We start from the raw sequence: 17,464 nt of genomic DNA, 5'->3' as shown, positions 1-17,464 counted from the left end.
AATTTCTATATGATCAGGTATTCCTCTCTTTTACTGGCTCTGGCCACCATCACGACCGCTTTAATGGCGGGATTGTTCTATGCTTTTTCGGTATCCATAAATCTTGCTTTTAGGCATTTGCCGGATACGCAGTATCTCCTGGCGATGCAGGAGATCAATAAGGCGATCGTAAACCCGGTGTTTCTCTTTAGTTTTTTAGGGAGTCCTCTATTTTTGGTTCTGGCAACGCTGGCCTATCGCAGACAAACCGGTTCTCCTAAATTTGGATGGATATTCGCGGCATCAGTAATTTTTATTGTCGGAAGTTTTGGGGTAACCATTGTGGGCAATATCCCTTTGAATAACCAGCTGGATGGATTTTCTTTACAGGGATCATCGCTGGAACAAGCTAAAATGATGCGTGAAGCTTTTGCAGGACCCTGGAACAACTGGCATACGATCAGGACCATTTGTTCGGTGTGCCCATTGGTATTATTGGTGATTGCCTGCCTAAGGAAAGGCTAAGATTCCTTTTGTCTTGTATGCGCTTAATGATACAAGACAAAAGGAATTGCTGTTTTAATTTTGCCTGGACTGTTGCATTGGGTTCGGCCCCGCAGAAGCTCCTCTCGGGGATTGCTGTTGCTTAAACAATTCAAATCTTGAAGGTTTAGCTTTTCTCGGCCATGAGTTGTTATTCTCATTGATATCGGCAGTTTCGCGGTAAGGATCAAGCTGTACTGCAACCACTTCTTTATCTTTAGCAAAAACTTTAGTCACTTTGTTCTCGTCTTTTCTCCAGATATAAGCAGGGATGCGGTCTACTTCTTTAGTTCCATCAGTAAAAGTCCATTCGATAATGATCGGCATCACCAATCCTCCCTCATTTGAAAAATCAAGCTCATAGAAGTTTTTCTTGCGCTCATATAGTTTTTTCTCATTGGGAGATAAGGAAGTATAATACTTTTGAAATTGCTCATCAGCAGTCTTGCTGACTTCAAAACGGTTAAATTTGTTGTAAAAATCCTGTAGCGTTGTGTCCTGCTCTACTGCAAACTTTACGCCTTCAGAACGGTTTCTTCCCCTGCTGATGTTGTCATTGTTTTTTTCAAATGTCTTCTTATCTACCTTGTTCTCTTCTGCTTGTTTCATGCTGTTCATGCGGTAATAGCGAACATCATTTAAAGCAATATCTACCGGATCAGTTCCGAAAAACCAGCCTCTCCAAAACCAATCAAGATCTACCGCTGAAGCATCTTCCATCGTTCTGAACAGGTCTGCAGGAGTAGGGTGTTTAAATGCCCATCGTTTCGCATATTCCTTGAAGGCATAGTCGAATAACTCCCTGCCCATTACAGTTTCTCTTAGGATATTCAGTGCTGTGGCCGGTTTTGCATAAGCATTTGCACCAAAGTTGATGATGTTTTCTGAATTGGTCATGATCGGCTCCAGCTGATCTTTAGGCATTTTCATGTAATCCACGATCTTATGTGCAGGGCCGCGCTGTGAAGGATAGTTATTGTCCCATTCCTGCTCCGCCATATACTGGCAAAAAGTATTAAGCCCTTCATCCATCCACGACCATTGCCTTTCATCAGAGTTGACGATCATGGGAAAGAAATTATGTCCTACTTCATGGATGATCACACCGATCATTCCATATTTAATGGCTTCTGTATAGGTTCCATCTTTTTCCGCACGGCCATAGTTGAAACAGATCATCGGATATTCCATCCCGTTTGCAGCCTCTACAGAGATCGCTACCGGATAAGGGTAGGGAATGGTATGTTTTGAATATACTTTTAAGGTATGTGCGATCACCTTTGTCGAATACTTATTATATAATGGATAGGCTTCAGGACCATAATAAGACATGGCCATAATCTTTTTTCCATTGATGTGAGTTGCCATCGCATCCCATACCAACCTGCGGGACGATACCCATGCAAAGTCCCTCACGTTTTCAGCAGTATAAGTCCAGGTCTTTTTTGCCGTTGACTTTTTTGTCATGGCAGATTTTACCTCCTCAAGATTGACAATCTCTACAGGGGATGTTGCTGTTTGGGCAGCATTCCATCTTTTCAGGCTACCGCTGTTCAACACTTGTGCATAGTTTTGACATTCACCGGTTGCACCAACTACGTGGTCTGCGGGAACGGTCATGTTAACTTTGTAATTGCCAAATACCAATGCAAATTCTCCTCTGCCTTCGAATTGCTTGTTCTGCCAGCCTTGCACGTCTGAATACACTGCCATTCTAGGGAACCATTGGGTAATGGTAAAAAGGTAATTATCGTCTTCAGCAAAGTATTCGTAACCACCCCTGCCGCCGACAGTCATTCTGTTCGATATCTTATAGTCCCAGGTGATATTTAACTTGTATTTCCCCTTTGGTTGAAGCGTGGCGGGAAGGTCGATCCGCATCATGGTATTGTTGATGGTATAAGGAAGTGGGGTTCCTTTTTCGTCCGTTACCTTGATGATTTTTACACCAAGATCATTTGCTTCGCCTATAATACCGGAAAGCGACTGATAATCCATCTGATCGCTCATTTTACTCGTTTCAGTCAGCTTATTGTCGCTGGTTGCTTTATGTTCATTTTCATCGAGTTGTACCCAGAGGTAACTCAGTGGATCGGGCGAATTGTTATAATAAGTGATTGTTTCTGAACCGGTAAGGCGTAAGTTTTTCTCGTCGAGTGTGGCATTGATTTCATAGTCTGCCCGTTGTTGCCAATATGCCGGACCAGGTGCACCGGAGGCCGAGCGGTAAGAATTCGGGTCTGAAATGATGGTTCCCAGTTGCTCAAATTTATTTCCATGGTTTGAGCCTGGGTTGTTTAAATGTTGGGCATAGGTGTTTATGGCAAAAAAGAGTGTAGCAAATAGCAGTAAATTACGTTTCATCGGGTTTAGGAATAGTTTGGTCTGGTTGGCTGCTTATTTTATAATCAGCAGATCAATTTAAGAAAGCAGCAGAAAAACGCTCCGCAGCCATAATAAATGATATACCAAATATAGCTGATGAGATGAAGAAATTCCAGTCCCATCGCTTTATTTTTACAATCCAGATGAGTAGAAAGGAAAGCAGAAGAATTCCAACGACAATAATTACCTGACCAACTTCCAGTCCCAGATTAAAGGCCAGGAGCTCTACTACAATGCTGGTGCTTTTTCCGAGTAAGCTTTTCAGGTAGTTGGAAAAGCCCATTCCATGAATAAGTCCGAAAAATAACGCAAGGAGATATTTAAAATTCGTGCCCCGGTTTTTCGGCTTTTTGTTTAATATATTAGCGCTGGCAGTAATCAGGATGGTTACCGGAATAAGAAATTCTATAAGTGGGGTATTGATGGTAATTAATTTGAAGACACTTAATGCCAGCGTAATGCTATGGCCAACAGTGAAAGCGGTAACCAGGATCAGTACCTTTCTCCAGTCGCTGATGGCGTAGGTAACGCACAATACCACTACGAAAAGGATATGATCATATCCTTGCCAGTCTAAAATATGTTGCCAACCTAACTGGAAATAAAGCCAAAAATCTTGCATTGGGGTTTAAAATCGTAATTTTGAATTAATTATACAAACTTTTTTTTAATTTCAGGGCGTTTACAAGCAAGTATGTTCCAAATTTTATTGATCTCTTTCCTGCATCTCTTTCATCCGTTTTACGTGAGCGTAACGGAAATCACGCAAAATCCGAAAACAAAAACAGTACAGGTGAGCGTGCGTGTTTTCTTTGATGATTTTGAAAAAGCACTGGACCATAAGTATAAAGCGAAGCTGAACATCTTAAAACCTGTGGACCGGAAGAAGGTTGACCTGCTGATCGCGGATTACCTGCAAAAGCATTTACAGATTAAGGCGAATCAAAAGCCTTTGCTGCTAAAATATATTGGTTACGAGATTGAAGAGGATGCCGCCTGGTGTTATTTTGAAACGGAAAAATTAGGGACCATTAAAAACTTTGATATCCGGAATGACATTCTTTTCGATGAACATGATTCCCAGTCCAATATGGTTCATGTGACTTTGAACGGTCAGCGGAAAAGTACTAAACTGGACAATCCTAAGGCTGAGGCGAAGCTGACGTTCTGATTTCTTTCTTTTTTTCTTTTTTCAGAGGGTTACCACACAAATAGAAGGTATTGGAACTGAAGTCCTGTTCCGCTCTTAGTGGTTTCAATTCAGGTCAGAGATGCTGGCAGAAACAGGCACTTTAAGCTCCATTTAGATTCGTTGCTTACCCGCCTTTAACAGGCTTTCAAGCGGGTGTGCACCGAGTATAGAGCGTGTATAGACCTAGGTTAGAACCTGTATAGGTAAAACAGGAATTGGACAAGGCCCGGTGAAGAATTTAACCGTGTCTTATACCTGGATTTTCAGACTTATTTTTTGAAACAGAAAAGGATAAGCATAAAAAAAGAGGATGCTTTTTCGGCATCCTCTTTTCCATTATTGATATTGTATGTAACTCGGTATTGGCTTCAGTTTAAGCAACTCTTCCGGTGTCATTAATCTGTTTGGTGCTTTTTTTAAATCATTTTTGTAGAACAATTTAAATCCGGTAAACTGAACTGGCTCCGGGAAGATAAAGTGGCGGTAGGTTCCTTTTTTAAGTTCCGGCTCGCCCCATCCATCCATGTGCATTACAATCTGAACCTCTGGACGAAGTTTGACGTTTTTATAGTTCGTTACCATTTTTCTGGTGAAACGGTGAACGACGAATACTTTTGGAGGAAGGTTGTATTTTTTTACGAGGTTTGCCAGGTATTCAGTACAGTAATTGATGTCCGCTGCATCATAGGTTCCGATTTTTTTACCAGGTTTGCTTCCATCTTTCATCGAGAATTCCGGATCAATACCTAAATGTACCTGTGGCATCTGAAGGTATTTTTCCAATCTTGGCAGTTCTGCCTTGATCGTACTTAAACCCACTTGTATATCGAGGAATACAATCGCGTTTTGCATTTTAGCAATCTTTAATACAGAGTCAATCTGCTTGTCGCCCATACGGTTGATGTATTTGCCATCTTTTCCCGGGGTTCCGCTTGCTACAGAAGCAATGTAATGCACACCAGCCTGAACAGGAGTCGAAGGATCTGCCTTCTCCCAATGCTTGATCTCTGCATTTAACCTGCTCCACATTTCTTTAGGTGCATATTCTCCTAAAGCACCCATTTTTTTAGAGTGAAGGTTTCCGTAATAAACAACGATACGTTTAAAAGGAAGGATTGCTCCGGCAAGGGGGTAAGGTTGGTTTTTTACCGGCCAGGTTCCTGTAGTATCACCATTGGCAAGCTTTTGCAATAGTGAATTGTATTTTGCCGTATCTACGGCCTCTCTTACTGTCCCTACTTCCGGTTCTGCAGTAATCACGGTATCTCCGTTGGCATTAACTGTTTTCTTCTGTTCGGTCGTTTTCTTTGCGTCGGAAGTGCAGCTGATGAATACACCAAGTGATGCCATTCCGATTAAAACTGTTCCTGCTAACTGTGGTATTTTCATATGGTGGTAATTGTTTTTTAAAGATAAAAATTGTTACAAGTATAAGGTTCTTTATAGGAATAAAAAAGCTGTTTCGGAAAGGAATACTCAAAATTATCACGCGTTATGTAGAACAATTATAAATAATGTTTGGAACTATTCTAAATAAGTCCGTATACTTGCGGAGTTATTTAAAACGATTCTAAATAGATTGCTTGATGAAACGATTAATACTTCCTTTTTTGCTGTTGATGTCTGTCCTCGTTGTACATGCTCAGGAAAAGGGAGGAGTGATTTCAGGGAAAGTAAACACCGCTGATGGATTACCCGCTGAGAATGTGATGGTTTTTCTCAAAGGCCTGAACAGAATTGTATATACGATGAAAAATGGCACTTTCCGGATTTCTTCTCCTTCAGGTTCACAGGTATTGGTGGTTCAATCGAATACCAGAAAGCAAATCGAAATTCCGGTGACAGTGATTGCAGGAAAGGAACAGGAAATTCCCTTCGTTCTGCTGGGAGAAAAGTCCTATGAGCTAAATGAAGTCGTAATTACCGGTTTGTATGAACCGCAATCTATTCGCAATTCAGTATATAATATTCGTACAATCAGCAGCCAGGTGATTAAACTTCGCGGAGCAACTGATTTAAAAAACATATTGAGCACTGAACTTGGGATTCGCTTCTCCACTGATCCGATGACCGGAGTCAGTAATCCTAAATTTATGGGACTGAACAGCAGCAGTTCAGGAATCAAAATTCTTTTGGATGGGGTGCCGATGATGGATCGGGGGGTAGATAAGGAAAGTCTTGGCCAGATTGATATCAATACGGTAGAACGGATTGAAATTGTGGAAGGTCCGATGTCTGTAATTTATGGAACGGATGCCATGGCCGGAGTGATTAACATCATCACCAAGAGGGGGAACTCCGATCAGCTCTCCGTTACTGCCCGAGTGCAGGAAGAAACGGCAGGAAAAGAATATGATGCTTTCGATAATAAAGGCATTCATAATGAATACCTCAGTGTAAACTGGCAGAAAAATGGCTGGCATGCAGGTGCTTCGGGAACCCGCAATAATTTTGGTGGCTGGAAAGGAAACAAAACGGGACGTGCACAGGAATGGCTGCCAAAAGATCAATGGCTAACGGCTGCAACCACAGGATATAAGAACAGTAAAATGGACCTTTGGTACCGCTTTAACGGAACAGACGAAACTTTAACTCTTCGCGGAGATTATGATCCTACATTACCTGCACCCGTGGCGGCGGATAAACAATACCTTTCCAAACGCTGGTTCCACCAGGTACAAGGTTCTTTCTTCCTTGGTGATAACCTAAGTCTGGATATGGCCGGATCATATACCGATTATAGCCGTCGCACTTTATCTACAAACAAGGAAATGAATACTGGAAAAGAAACCTTATCTCTTGAACCGGGGTCACAGGATAAAGACGTCATGAAGTCGACTTTCTTTCGCAGTACCTTACAATATAAATTATCTCCTCAGGTTATTTTACAGCCTGGAATAGAGTTTAACCGCAGTACAGGAAAAGGCGACCGGATCGCAGGAGAACCTGCAATTAATGATTATGCATTTTTCCTCTCTTCACAGTTACAGCTGACAGATGCGATACAGATTAAACCGGGTTTCAGGATGGTTAAGAATTCAGTATACGATGCGCCGCCCTTTATTCCTTCATTGCATACCAAAATCAGGCTAAATGAGGATCTGGATTTCAGATTGTCTTACGCCAGAGGATTCAGGGCACCGGTATTACGGGAATTGTATTTCTATTTCAGAGATGCAAACCATGATATTGCCGGCAACTTAAACCTTAAGGCTGAACATTCAAACAGTTTTAATACTTCTCTTTCCTGGACCCTGAAAAATAGTCCGGAGTTCCGCTTGAATACGATATTGAGTGGTTTTTTAAACAATTACAAAAATAGAATCGTTCTGGGAACAGTGGAAGGCAATGACCGGTTAAATACTTACCTGAACTTCGATAAATCCAGAACGCTGGGCGGAGAATGGACTGGTGTATTGTCCTGGAAAAATCTTCAGGCAAACCTCGGATTGTCTTATATCGGGCAATATAATGAGTTGTCAGGCCAAAAAGAGATATCAGGCAGCAATCCTAAATATGTCTGGTCGCCTGAAGTAAGTACAAATATCAGTTACCTAATTCCTAAGCTGGAAACGAGCGTTAGTTTTTTCTATAAGTTCACGGGGAAACAATCCGCTTATACCAGTAGTACTGTTGATGGAAAACAAGTGGCCAGGCTGAACCAAATGTCTGCTTTTCATATGTCAGATATGAGCTTAAATAAAATTGTAAATAAATACTTAACCATAAACGGAGGCGTAAGAAACCTCTTCAATGTAACCAGAGTAAGGACGGTTGGTATGGAAAGCGGCGGACATGTTGGTGATGGCAATAATCCATTCGGATTCGGCCGCTCTTATTTCCTGGGTTTAACAATGCACTGGTCTAAAAAATAATTACTAATCAAATTAAAAATATATGAAAAAAGTTTTCCATTTCCTTTTGATCATCTCTTTAGCTGCCGGGGTCGTTTCCTGTAAAAAGTCAGATCCGCCGGCACCGGACAATACGGTTAATTTTGAAAGCGCCAAACAAGGTCTGGAAGCTGCGGCGACAGAAGCCGTAGTGAAAATTAACCTGGCAACGGCTTCTTCTGTGGCTGTTCCCTTAACGGTAAACCTGACCAATACGGGTTTGAGTTATGGACTGGAATACACTACTGAGCCGGCTGCGGCAAATAATACGCTGTCGTTGACAATCCCTGCCGGGGGAACATCGGTTTCTTTTAAAGTTAAAAAAGTAGCAAATGCGGTGATTAACGGAACAGAAAAGATAGATTTTACCATTAGTTTTGCGGGAAATCCAACCGTATTGGGTACTACAGTGAAGACTCAGCTCAGCTTTAGCTCGATCACTTCTGAAGGTTCCCGTCTGACCTTAAAAGGGATTGCAGGTGCTGAGGCAGGAAGCGGAGCACTAAACTCTGTCTTTGTGGATTTAAGCAGCAATTCCATGGTGAACGTAAAGAGAGATAGCTGGGTTCTGGGGTTTTCATCAGGAACTGATTTCCGTGTGAAACTAAACAACACCAACAGAACGTCAGCGATTAAACTGAGTGCTAAAGCAGACCTAAATACAGTGACCGCTACGGATGTCGTTTTAAATGACCTGGCCATTCAACTGGGAACCCCGGAGTCGAATGATGTTAAACCATTTGTAAACATAGACAATGTGTATGGCGATGTGACCAAAGATATTATCGCGAATGTTTCTGCAACCGATGCAGATAACAAGGTCTACATTGTGAACCCTTCTGGTGGAAGTCATACTTCTGTTCTATCTCTTGATAACTTATTGAAAATCCGCATTCTTCGCAAGGGCAACGGATATACTTTACAATATGCGAAGTTGAAAGAAACTACTTTCAAAACATTGGATATCACTAAAGATGCTGCGAATAATTTTGTATTCATCGCTTTTGACGAATCCGCTAAAGTAGTGAATGTAGAGCCCTCAAAAGCCAAATGGGACTTCGTATGGACCTGGTCAGTTTATTATGGACTGATGGGAACAGCACCATATCCTTATGGTTTCTCTGATGTAGTATTTGTAAACAACCTTGGTGGTGCTCAGGCAGCACAGGTGGCTACTACAACAGTAGCCTATGCGGATTACAAAGAAAGTAACATTGCGACCACAACCTTTAAGGGAGAAAGAAATGTAATAGGATCGGACTGGCGTTCGACCAGTCCGGCAACAGGCGTGAAAACAGATCGCTTTTATGTGATTAAAGACGCTGCAGGAAATGTATATAAACTGAGGTTCATATCAATGGGTGCTGGTGACGCGGGTAAACGCGGTGAGCCGGTGCTGGAATATGTACTCGTTAAAAAGGGCTAAAATTTGGTTAGTTTAGGTTGAAGGAGGCTTCCGGTGGATGCCGGAAGCTCCTCTTTTTACCAAACAATCCCAGGTTTAATTAAAAAAGATACTGATGAAACCATCATAAGCATACCGCTTACAAAAAGTAATGAATAGGCGCATGATAGCTTCATAACCGATAAAAAACAATTATATTCCAATGAAATATAGATTAATCATACTGTTTTGTACAGCAGCAGCAGCGGCACTTTCTGCCTGCAATGTCGGTGCAGAAAAAAAGAATAAAGACCAGCTTCCCGATAGCATAAAAATTGTTTCCCTGAATGGAACAATCAGCGAAATTGTGGCAGGCCTGGGTCTGGAGAAAAATATTGTAGGGACAGATATTACGAGCAATTATCCGGAGCGCCTGAAAAGCAAGCCTAAAATAGGACATAACCGGAGGATCAATGCAGAAGGCGTATTATCCCTACAACCCAATATCGTGGTGGGAATCGCGAAAGAAGTAAGCCCCCAGCTGGCAGCCCAGTTCAGGAGTTCAGGAATCAGGCTGATCCTGTTTAACCAGGAGTTTACGCCGAAAGGAACAAAAGATTTGATCCGTGCGGTTGGCGACAGTCTGCATCATACCTTAAAAGTCGACTCGCTGACCAAAGTTTTTGAAACAGAACTGGCGGAAGCGCAAAAGCACATCAGCAACCCTAAAAAGCCTAAAGTGCTGTTTATCTATGCGCGTGGTACAGGTACGATGATGGTGGGGGGAACAGGAACCCCGGTTGAAAAAGTGATTGAATTGGCAGGAGGCACAAATGCCATTACTGAGTTTGCTGAATACAAACCACTGACTTCAGAATCCCTGGTGAAAGCGAATCCGGATGTGATCCTTTTATTTGATGATGGCCTGGAAAGCTTAGGTGGTGCAAATGGACTCTTAGGCGTACAGGGCGTTTCCCAAACCAATGCAGGAAAGAACAAAAGGTTTGTAACGATGAAAGGTGAATTGCTCACCAGCTTTGGTCCACGCTTAGGGCAGGCCGTAACAGAATTAGCAGAGAAGATAAAGTGATCAAAAATACTGGATATATCCTTTTAATTTTAACTGTTGTCCTGGTCCTGACGATGGTCATTTCCTCTTGTGTAGGTGCGGTACAAATCAGTTTTTCTGAGCTGATTTCTATTATAGCTTACCATACCGGATTATCGGAACATCAGAATTTTGAAGCGCAGCAGGCGGCCGTATTTTTAAATTTAAGGTTGCCACGGGTTTTATTGGGCGTACTGATTGGCGCTGCATTGGGCGTTTCCGGTGCTGCAATTCAGGGCCTCTTCCGCAATCCGCTGGCTGAACCTGGATTGATTGGCATTTCCTCAGGGGCGACCTTATTTGCAGTAATTATGATTGTTTTAGAAACTAAAATATTCAAAGAACTGACGGGCGTTATTGGCTTTTATGCGCTTTCTCTTGCTTCCTTTATCGGGGCAGGATTAACGACGATGCTTGTCTATCGCATCGCCATGAGAAATGGAAAAACCATTATTACGACTTTATTGCTGGGAGGAATTGCGATTAATGCATTAGCAGGTGCTTTTATCGGATTGCTGACGTATATGGCAACTGATGCACAGTTACGGAACATCACCTTTTGGAGTCTGGGGAGTCTGGGCGGAGCAAGCTGGCCAACAGTAACCACCTTATTGCCATTTGTATTGATCCCGGTATTTGGATTGCCTTTTTTGGCCAAATCATTAAATGCGCTTGCATTGGGAGAATCTCAGGCGATGCATATGGGCGTGAATGTAAAGGTGGTTAAACGGATCATCATTGCTATGGCTACGATGGCTGTGGGTGCTTCGGTAGCTGTTGCAGGAATGATTGCTTTTATAGGGCTGATCATTCCACATATTTTGCGGATGACTTTTACCGCAGATCATCGCTTGGTTGTTCCGGGAGCTGCATTACTGGGAGCTGCATTGTTAACAATGGCGGATCTGATCGCGAGAACAGTCGTTGCGCCGGCAGAATTACCTATAGGCATATTAACAGCCATGATCGGCGCACCGGTGTTTATATATATTATCATTACTGAAAGAAATAAAAATAATCCATAAATGATCAAAGTTAAGGCACTGAGCTATAAGGCAGGGGGTAAGAAGTTATTGGATAACCTGAGTTTCGATGCAGGTAAAGGCGAATTGCTGGCCATACTCGGTGCCAATGGTGCTGGTAAAAGTACTTTAATGAAATTGCTCTGCCGTGAAATCAAGCCTTTTAGCGGAAAGATCACGATCAATGGTAAAGAATTAGACAATTACAGACTGCAAGATCTGGCAAAGACAAGGGCAGTATTGTCGCAACACAATACGATCTCCATCTCTTTCCAGGTCAATGAGCTCGTCCTGATGGGAAGGTATCCTCACTTTCAGCAAAAGCCAACAGTGGGAGATTTCAAAATTGTACAACAGGTGATGGAAGAAACGGGAATTACCCACCTGGCTTCCAGAGATTACAATACGCTTTCCGGTGGAGAGCAACAAAGGGTGCAGCTGGCCAGGGTCATCGCTCAGATTTACGACAGTCCCAATGCCTGCCTGTTTCTGGATGAACCCACTAATGGTTTGGATCTACAGTACCAGCAACAGATTATGGTGTTGGCAAGATCGCTTGCGGACCGGGGTTATTGTGTCATCTGCATTCTGCACGATATCAATTTTGCCTCGAGGTTTGCAGACCGGATTATGATGTTGAAGAATGGAAAAAAAGTAGCAGAAGGACTGCCTGTTGAAGTGATCAATTGTGAAAATATACATGAAACATTCAGTATAAAAGTAAAACTGATGGAATGTGAAGGTTATACCTGCCCATTGGTGGTACCGGCAACGATATTAAAATAACAATTATGGAAAAGACATTAGATTTAAAAAATCAGTGGGCGGCTTTTAAAGCCGAACATCCAAAGGTTAGAATCAGAGATGCTGCAAAGCAACTGGCGACTTCTGAAGCGGCACTGATTGCCACTACAGTAGGGGAGTCTGCGGTTCGTTTGCAGGAGCAATTTCCGGAAATTTTGAAAGAAGTAGAAGGATTGGGCTATGTGATGGCATTAACCAGAAATGACCATTGTGTACATGAACGTAAAGGGATTTATAAAAAAGTGTCTTTCCGTGGTTCAATCGGACTGGCGGTGAATCCCGATATCGACCTGAGGTTGTTCATGGGCCAATGGGCTTCCGGTTTTGCAGTCAGCGAAAATGAACGTAAGAGCTTACAGTTCTTTGGAAAAGATGGAGAGGCGGTACATAAAATCTACCTGACCGAAAGTAGCGATGAGGATGCATATCAGGCTTTGGTGACAAAGTATACTGCCGAAGATCAACAGATTCCTTTAACATTTGGCGAAGCCAAAGCACCTGTAGTAGAACTTGCAGATGCCGAAGTAGCGGTAGCTGATTTTAAACAGGCATGGCTGGATTTAGAGGATACCCATGATTTTCATGGTTTGCTGAATACTTATGGCCTGACGCGTACTCAGGCGCTTCGTCTGGCGCCAGAGGGGCATGCGATCCCGGTTACCCTGGATTCCCTGAAAACGATGTTACATAAGGTTTCTGATACAGACCTGGAGATCATGGTCTTTACGGGAAGTGCCGGTTGTATTCAGATTCATACGGGATTGCTGAAAAAGATTCTGGAGACAGGCCCGTGGTTCAATGTGCTTGATCCGGAGTTTAACATGCATCTAAGAATGGATGGAATTGCTTCGCTCTGGTTGGTGAAAAAGCCGACAAAAGATGGAATCGTAACGAGTATAGAAGTTTTTGATGTCGAAGGAAATATTATCGTTCAGTTTTTTGGAAAGCGTAAACCCGGCATTCCGGAAGATGAAAACTGGCGGAGAATCGTAAATGAATTGGCCGTTAAAGGCTAGAAAAGTCTATAACCAGTAAGGTGTTGCTGGGGTTTAGGTGTGTTTAAAGCGTCGGATTAGGCCCCGACGCTTTGTTTTTTATCGGTCTATTTGAAAGTATTGAACTTTCCAAAAACACCAAGAGGTAACTTTATTCCGGAAGTTGCCTGTAAATACAGCTCTCCGGTTTCCAGGTTTTGTACCTGTGGGAAAGATGTCCTGATCAGGTTCTCTACAATCACAGAGGAGAATCCCAAGGAATAAGTGTTCAGAATTAAGAAGTGTTCTTCCTCATCCAATAACTGTACGACATCCTGCATCATTTCCTGAATGTGATCTTCCAGTTTCCATTTCTCCCCATTCGGACCATGTCCAAATGCAGGTGGATCAAGGATAATCCCGTTATATTTTTTACCGCGTTTTAGTTCTCTTTTGACAAACTTTAAAGCATCTTCCACTACCCAGCGGACATCTTTAAGGTTCGACAGTTCCTGGTTTTCATTAGCCCAGTTTACCACCTGTTTGATCGAATCTACGTGTGTCGTATCTGCACCTGCTGCCTTTGCAATCAATGACGCAGCACCGGTATAGGCAAAAAGGTTGAGTACTTTAGGGACCGGGGTTTTGAATTTTCTAACAGAGGATGAGATGTAATCCCAGTTTACCGCCTGCTCCGGGAAAACACCAACATGTTTGAAAGAGGTAAGCCCTAAACGAAGGTTGATGCTTACATCGTCATTTTTGTAGTTTACATTCCATCTGTCGGGCAGGTGTGCGGAGCTCTTCATCCACTCACCGGTAGTCGCGGAGCGTCCTTTGAACCGGATATGGGTTAGTTTTTTCCATTCCTGCTCAGAAAGGACCTTTTTCCATACGGCCTGAGGCTCAGGTCTGCACAACACAAGGTTGCCAAAGCGTTCTAATTTTTCAAAATCACCACAATCAATCAACTCATAATCTTTCCAGTGTGTGGGTGTTAACAGGCTTATCATAAAAATATGGGTATTTAAAATTTGTCTTTTGCAGCTTTCATGAAGCGGCTGGCAAAAACAAAATCATTTAGTTCTTGAATATCAGTATGGGCGATCTCTTTATTTGATCCTTCCCAGAATTTCTTTCCTTCGTGTAAGAATAAGATGTAATCACCAATTCCCATAACGGAGTTCATATCGTGGGTCACCACAATAGTGGTGGTATTGTATTCCTCTGTCAGCTCCTTGATGAGCTCATCAATAACGATGGAGGTCTTAGGGTCCAAACCAGAGTTGGGCTCATCGACAAAGAGATATTTAGGGTTCATGGCAATTGCGCGGGCAATTCCCACACGTTTTTTCATCCCTCCGGAAAGTTCCGCAGGGAAAAGTTTATTTTTTCCGCTCAGGTTTACGCGCTCCAGACAGAAGTTTACCCGGTCCAGCTTTTCTTTACGTTTCTGATCGGTAAACATATTTAAAGGAAACATGATGTTCTCTTCTACCGTCATCGAGTCAAAGAGTGCGGAACCCTGAAAAAGCATGCCGATCTCTTTTCTGATCTCAATCTTCTCTTCAAAGTTCATGGTCGTAAATTCACGCCCATCATATTCTACACTTCCCTGTTCAGGATGGTGTAAGCCAATCATACACTTTAATAAAGTTGTTTTTCCGGAACCGGAGCCTCCAATAATCAGATTGGTTACCCCTGGTTTAAACTGTCCTGAAATTCCCTTTAAAACTTCATTGTCGCCGAACGATTTGTAGATGTCCTTGATTTCGATCATAGTAATAACTGGGTTACGATGTAATCACATGCCAGAATAGTAATACAACTTACTACAACGGCTCTGGTACTTGCCTGTGCTACTTCCAGCGCTCCGCCTTTCACATAAAAACCTTCATATGCAGGAACAGAAGTAATGATGAATCCAAAAACAAATGCTTTTACCAGGGCTACAACAATGGTATAAGGGTTAAAATCAGTGGTAATCCCTTGTACATATTCAGCTGCAGAAACTGCTCCTGATAATGTTCCTCCGATGTATCCGCCACCAATGCTCAATACCATTGATAAGATCACCAATAGCGGGACCATGGTAATTCCGGCAAGGACTTTTGGGAGGATCAGGTATCCCGGAGAGTTGATTCCCATGATTTCCAGGGCATCAATCTGTTCACTCACACGCATCGTTCCGATCTCTGAGGAGATGGCAGATCCGATTTTACCAGCCAGTACAATTGCCGTAATGGTTGGGCTGAGTTCCAGAATACTGGAGTCGCGGTTTACAGAACCAATAATGGTTTTAGGGATAAAGTCACTCACCAGCTGAAAGGCAATCTGCAAGGTCATTACCGCACCGATAAAGGTCGAAATGATGGCTATTAGTCCGATAGAGCCGACGCCGATAAAGTCCATTTGTTTAAAAATGGCCTTCATATATATACTTAACTTTTCCGGCTTTCTGAATACGGCCTTTAATAAAAGGATGTACCTGCCAAAATTGGTGAAATTCATTTAATGAAAAATTAGCTATGGTAATAATGCAATAATACTACAAAGAAACAACAAAAATTGTTGGGACATTCTTTATTTATTAAATAATTATTTCAATTACCGGGTGTTTTGTCCGGTTTTAACTGGCAAAATGGCTACGGAGTCTATGGCATTTTATGTAATATTGCTGCCAAATTGAGATAAAATGAATGCGGTAATCACAGGTGCTACCAGAGGAATCGGAAAAGCCATTGCTATTAAGCTGGCGGAAGGCGGATACAACCTTGCTGTTTGTTCCAGAAGTGAAGCAGAACTCGCTGCTTTGGTCGAAGAATTGAAGTATACAGGTGTTTCTGTCTTTACTTATGTTGCTGATCTGGGCAGTAAATCTGCCCTTTATGCTTTTTGTGAAGCAGTAAGGGCAGAAATGACAGAATTGAACGTTTTGGTGAACAATGCGGGGATATTTATGCCGGGAATCCTGTTGGATGAGGCCGATGATTCATTGGAGAAACAGTTGAATCTGAACCTTTTGGCCCCTTATTATCTTTCTAAATATTTCGGTAAAATGATGCGTACGCAGCGTTCCGGGCATATTTTTAACATTTGCTCGGTAGCAAGTAAAGAAATTGTAACAAATGCAGGAGGTTACAGTGTAACTAAATCGGCCTTGCTCAGTCTTAATGATGTATGCAGAGGGGAGTTAGCTGAATACAACGTTAAAGTAACGGCGATTTTGCCGGGATCAACATTGACCTCATCATGGGAAGGAACAGAAATTCCTGCTGAGCGTTTTGTACAACCGGAAGATATTGCCAATACCTTATACACGATTTTAAATTTAAGCGATGGTGTAAATGTTGATGAAGTGACCCTGAAGCCAATACAATTTTAAAGAATAAATAAATAAAGAAAAGGAGGAAAGTATTATGGACAAGCGATTATTTAGAAATGAGCACGACAAAGTAGTAGCAGGTGTTTCATCGGGAATTGCAGAGTATATGGAGGTTGATGTAACCATAATCAGGCTGTTGTTTGTACTCTCCACTATATTTTTGGTGGGGACGGGAATATTGGTATATATTGTAATGTGGATTGTTGTTCCGGTGAATAATGACCCGGCGGCAAAATTCTCAAGATTCAACGAATATTATAAAGGGCAGAAAAACAATCCGTTTAACTCTCCAAATGCGTTTACACAACCGCAAAATACGGCTGAGCCTACAGGTTCAACCACTAGTTCTTCTACAGGCTGGACTTCGCCAGGTATCAATGAGGATCCTTTTAAGGCAGGTTCTAAGATGACTGATTTTGGTAGGCCCTTTCAAAAAAGCAACAATGAGACCGGAAGGACTGTAGGCGGGTTATTCCTGTTGGTGATCGGGCTTTACTTCCTGATGAATGAGTTTAACATTATTCCATTCTGGTTTAGCCTTGGTAAATTATGGCCGCTGGTTTTTGTAGCCATCGGGGTAAGTTTCATCATGAAGGGTAAAAATAAAAATGCCTGGGAAACCTGGAAAAGTCAGCAGGAGCAAGGGAATGCAGGAACTGCACCCAACGGCCCTTCTGCACCCGTAGATCCGGTAAACCCGGTAAGCCCTGAGGGAGTTCAGCCAACAGTAAGCCCGGAACCGGGTACCGATACACCTGCAGAAGACAGGTTTACTAAACATGACCATTAAAAATT

General features: G+C 42.4%; 16 protein-coding genes. 10 read left to right on the top strand and 6 right to left on the bottom strand.

What is annotated here, in order from left to right:
- Nucleotides 1–9 precede the first annotated feature (9 nt).
- Complete coding sequence (locus BLQ87_RS26230) at nucleotides 10–504, top strand: anthrone oxygenase family protein (protein WP_074611892.1); 495 nt, start codon at nucleotides 10–12, stop codon at nucleotides 502–504.
- A 54-nt stretch (nucleotides 505–558) separates the two neighbouring features.
- Here the strand turns inward: BLQ87_RS26230 and BLQ87_RS26225 are convergent, their stop codons facing one another.
- Nucleotides 559–2,886, bottom strand: coding sequence for a M1 family metallopeptidase (locus BLQ87_RS26225; RefSeq protein WP_074611891.1), 2,328 nt, complete (start codon nucleotides 2,884–2,886; stop codon nucleotides 559–561).
- A 52-nt stretch (nucleotides 2,887–2,938) separates the two neighbouring features.
- Nucleotides 2,939–3,529, bottom strand: a complete 591-nt coding sequence (locus BLQ87_RS26220) for a HupE/UreJ family protein (RefSeq protein ID WP_074611890.1) — start codon at nucleotides 3,527–3,529, stop codon at nucleotides 2,939–2,941.
- 72 nt (nucleotides 3,530–3,601) lie between these two features.
- Between BLQ87_RS26220 and BLQ87_RS26215 the strand changes: the two genes are divergently transcribed.
- Nucleotides 3,602–4,078, top strand: coding sequence for a DUF6702 family protein (locus BLQ87_RS26215; RefSeq protein WP_074611889.1), 477 nt, complete (start codon nucleotides 3,602–3,604; stop codon nucleotides 4,076–4,078).
- Between the two features lie 357 nt (nucleotides 4,079–4,435).
- Here the strand turns inward: BLQ87_RS26215 and BLQ87_RS26210 are convergent, their stop codons facing one another.
- Nucleotides 4,436–5,488 carry a hypothetical protein gene (locus BLQ87_RS26210; RefSeq protein WP_074611888.1) on the bottom strand — a complete coding sequence of 351 codons (1,053 nt, stop codon included), beginning with the start codon at nucleotides 5,486–5,488 and terminating at the stop codon, nucleotides 4,436–4,438.
- A gap of 197 nt (nucleotides 5,489–5,685) precedes the next feature.
- Here BLQ87_RS26210 and BLQ87_RS26205 point away from each other — a divergent pair, with 197 nt between their 5' ends.
- The 6 genes from BLQ87_RS26205 to BLQ87_RS26180 all read left to right on the top strand — a co-directional run bounded on the left by BLQ87_RS26205 (nucleotide 5,686) and on the right by BLQ87_RS26180 (nucleotide 13,326).
- Nucleotides 5,686–7,974, top strand: a complete 2,289-nt coding sequence (locus tag BLQ87_RS26205) for a TonB-dependent receptor (RefSeq protein ID WP_083362064.1) — start codon at nucleotides 5,686–5,688, stop codon at nucleotides 7,972–7,974.
- A 22-nt stretch (nucleotides 7,975–7,996) separates the two neighbouring features.
- The gene (locus BLQ87_RS26200; RefSeq protein ID WP_074611886.1) at nucleotides 7,997–9,418 is read left to right on the top strand and encodes an HmuY family protein; all 1,422 of its coding nucleotides are present in this window, start codon (nucleotides 7,997–7,999) and stop codon (nucleotides 9,416–9,418) included.
- A gap of 181 nt (nucleotides 9,419–9,599) precedes the next feature.
- Nucleotides 9,600–10,466 carry a heme/hemin ABC transporter substrate-binding protein gene (locus BLQ87_RS26195; protein ID WP_074611885.1) on the top strand — a complete coding sequence of 289 codons (867 nt, stop codon included), beginning with the start codon at nucleotides 9,600–9,602 and terminating at the stop codon, nucleotides 10,464–10,466.
- Nucleotides 10,463–11,509 (top strand): FecCD family ABC transporter permease, encoded by a 1,047-nt coding sequence (locus BLQ87_RS26190; protein ID WP_245723933.1) that lies wholly within the window; start codon nucleotides 10,463–10,465, stop codon nucleotides 11,507–11,509. The genes BLQ87_RS26195 and BLQ87_RS26190 overlap by 4 nt, the downstream gene beginning before the upstream one ends.
- Nucleotides 11,510–12,292: a heme ABC transporter ATP-binding protein gene (locus tag BLQ87_RS26185; protein WP_074611883.1), complete on the top strand. Its 783-nt coding sequence runs from the start codon at nucleotides 11,510–11,512 to the stop codon at nucleotides 12,290–12,292.
- A 5-nt stretch (nucleotides 12,293–12,297) separates the two neighbouring features.
- Nucleotides 12,298–13,326, top strand: coding sequence for a hemin-degrading factor (locus tag BLQ87_RS26180; RefSeq protein WP_074611882.1), 1,029 nt, complete (start codon nucleotides 12,298–12,300; stop codon nucleotides 13,324–13,326).
- An 86-nt stretch (nucleotides 13,327–13,412) separates the two neighbouring features.
- Here BLQ87_RS26180 and BLQ87_RS26175 read toward each other — a convergent pair whose 3' ends face one another.
- The 3 genes from BLQ87_RS26175 to BLQ87_RS26165 are packed head-to-tail and all read right to left on the bottom strand — an operon-like array spanning nucleotide 13,413 to nucleotide 15,795.
- Nucleotides 13,413–14,297, bottom strand: a complete 885-nt coding sequence (locus BLQ87_RS26175; RefSeq protein WP_074611881.1) for a class I SAM-dependent rRNA methyltransferase — start codon at nucleotides 14,295–14,297, stop codon at nucleotides 13,413–13,415.
- 14 nt (nucleotides 14,298–14,311) lie between these two features.
- Complete coding sequence (locus BLQ87_RS26170) at nucleotides 14,312–15,064, bottom strand: ABC transporter ATP-binding protein (RefSeq protein WP_074611880.1); 753 nt, start codon at nucleotides 15,062–15,064, stop codon at nucleotides 14,312–14,314.
- Complete coding sequence (locus BLQ87_RS26165; RefSeq protein WP_073229842.1) at nucleotides 15,061–15,795, bottom strand: MlaE family ABC transporter permease; 735 nt, start codon at nucleotides 15,793–15,795, stop codon at nucleotides 15,061–15,063. The genes BLQ87_RS26170 and BLQ87_RS26165 overlap by 4 nt, the downstream gene beginning before the upstream one ends.
- 184 nt (nucleotides 15,796–15,979) lie before the next feature.
- Between BLQ87_RS26165 and BLQ87_RS26160 the strand changes: the two genes are divergently transcribed.
- Entirely contained in the window at nucleotides 15,980–16,669 is a 690-nt protein-coding gene (locus tag BLQ87_RS26160) for an SDR family oxidoreductase (RefSeq protein WP_074611879.1), read from the top strand.
- A 34-nt stretch (nucleotides 16,670–16,703) separates the two neighbouring features.
- On the top strand, nucleotides 16,704–17,459 hold the full coding sequence (locus tag BLQ87_RS26155) for a PspC domain-containing protein (RefSeq protein ID WP_074611878.1): 756 nt from the start codon (nucleotides 16,704–16,706) through the stop codon (nucleotides 17,457–17,459).
- Nucleotides 17,460–17,464: the final 5 nt, after the last annotated feature.

This window comes from Pedobacter steynii, assembly GCF_900103665.1.
Classification (GTDB): domain Bacteria; phylum Bacteroidota; class Bacteroidia; order Sphingobacteriales; family Sphingobacteriaceae; genus Pedobacter; species Pedobacter steynii.
This window is presented reverse-complemented; position numbering and strand designations above follow the sequence as displayed.

Coding starts and splice junctions, on each gene's coding strand:
- BLQ87_RS26230 (WP_074611892.1), top strand. CDS start 10: ATGATCAGGTATTCCTCTCTTTTACTGGCTCTGGCCACCATCACGACC.
- BLQ87_RS26155 (WP_074611878.1), top strand. CDS start 16,704: ATGGACAAGCGATTATTTAGAAATGAGCACGACAAAGTAGTAGCAGGT.
- BLQ87_RS26220 (WP_074611890.1), bottom strand. CDS start 3,529: ATGCAAGATTTTTGGCTTTATTTCCAGTTAGGTTGGCAACATATTTTA.
- BLQ87_RS26200 (WP_074611886.1), top strand. CDS start 7,997: ATGAAAAAAGTTTTCCATTTCCTTTTGATCATCTCTTTAGCTGCCGGG.
- BLQ87_RS26185 (WP_074611883.1), top strand. CDS start 11,510: ATGATCAAAGTTAAGGCACTGAGCTATAAGGCAGGGGGTAAGAAGTTA.
- BLQ87_RS26175 (WP_074611881.1), bottom strand. CDS start 14,297: ATGATAAGCCTGTTAACACCCACACACTGGAAAGATTATGAGTTGATT.
- BLQ87_RS26165 (WP_073229842.1), bottom strand. CDS start 15,795: ATGAATTTCACCAATTTTGGCAGGTACATCCTTTTATTAAAGGCCGTA.
- BLQ87_RS26160 (WP_074611879.1), top strand. CDS start 15,980: ATGAATGCGGTAATCACAGGTGCTACCAGAGGAATCGGAAAAGCCATT.
- BLQ87_RS26205 (WP_083362064.1), top strand. CDS start 5,686: ATGAAACGATTAATACTTCCTTTTTTGCTGTTGATGTCTGTCCTCGTT.
- BLQ87_RS26210 (WP_074611888.1), bottom strand. CDS start 5,488: ATGAAAATACCACAGTTAGCAGGAACAGTTTTAATCGGAATGGCATCA.
- BLQ87_RS26180 (WP_074611882.1), top strand. CDS start 12,298: ATGGAAAAGACATTAGATTTAAAAAATCAGTGGGCGGCTTTTAAAGCC.
- BLQ87_RS26225 (WP_074611891.1), bottom strand. CDS start 2,886: ATGAAACGTAATTTACTGCTATTTGCTACACTCTTTTTTGCCATAAAC.
- BLQ87_RS26195 (WP_074611885.1), top strand. CDS start 9,600: ATGAAATATAGATTAATCATACTGTTTTGTACAGCAGCAGCAGCGGCA.
- BLQ87_RS26170 (WP_074611880.1), bottom strand. CDS start 15,064: ATGATCGAAATCAAGGACATCTACAAATCGTTCGGCGACAATGAAGTT.
- BLQ87_RS26215 (WP_074611889.1), top strand. CDS start 3,602: ATGTTCCAAATTTTATTGATCTCTTTCCTGCATCTCTTTCATCCGTTT.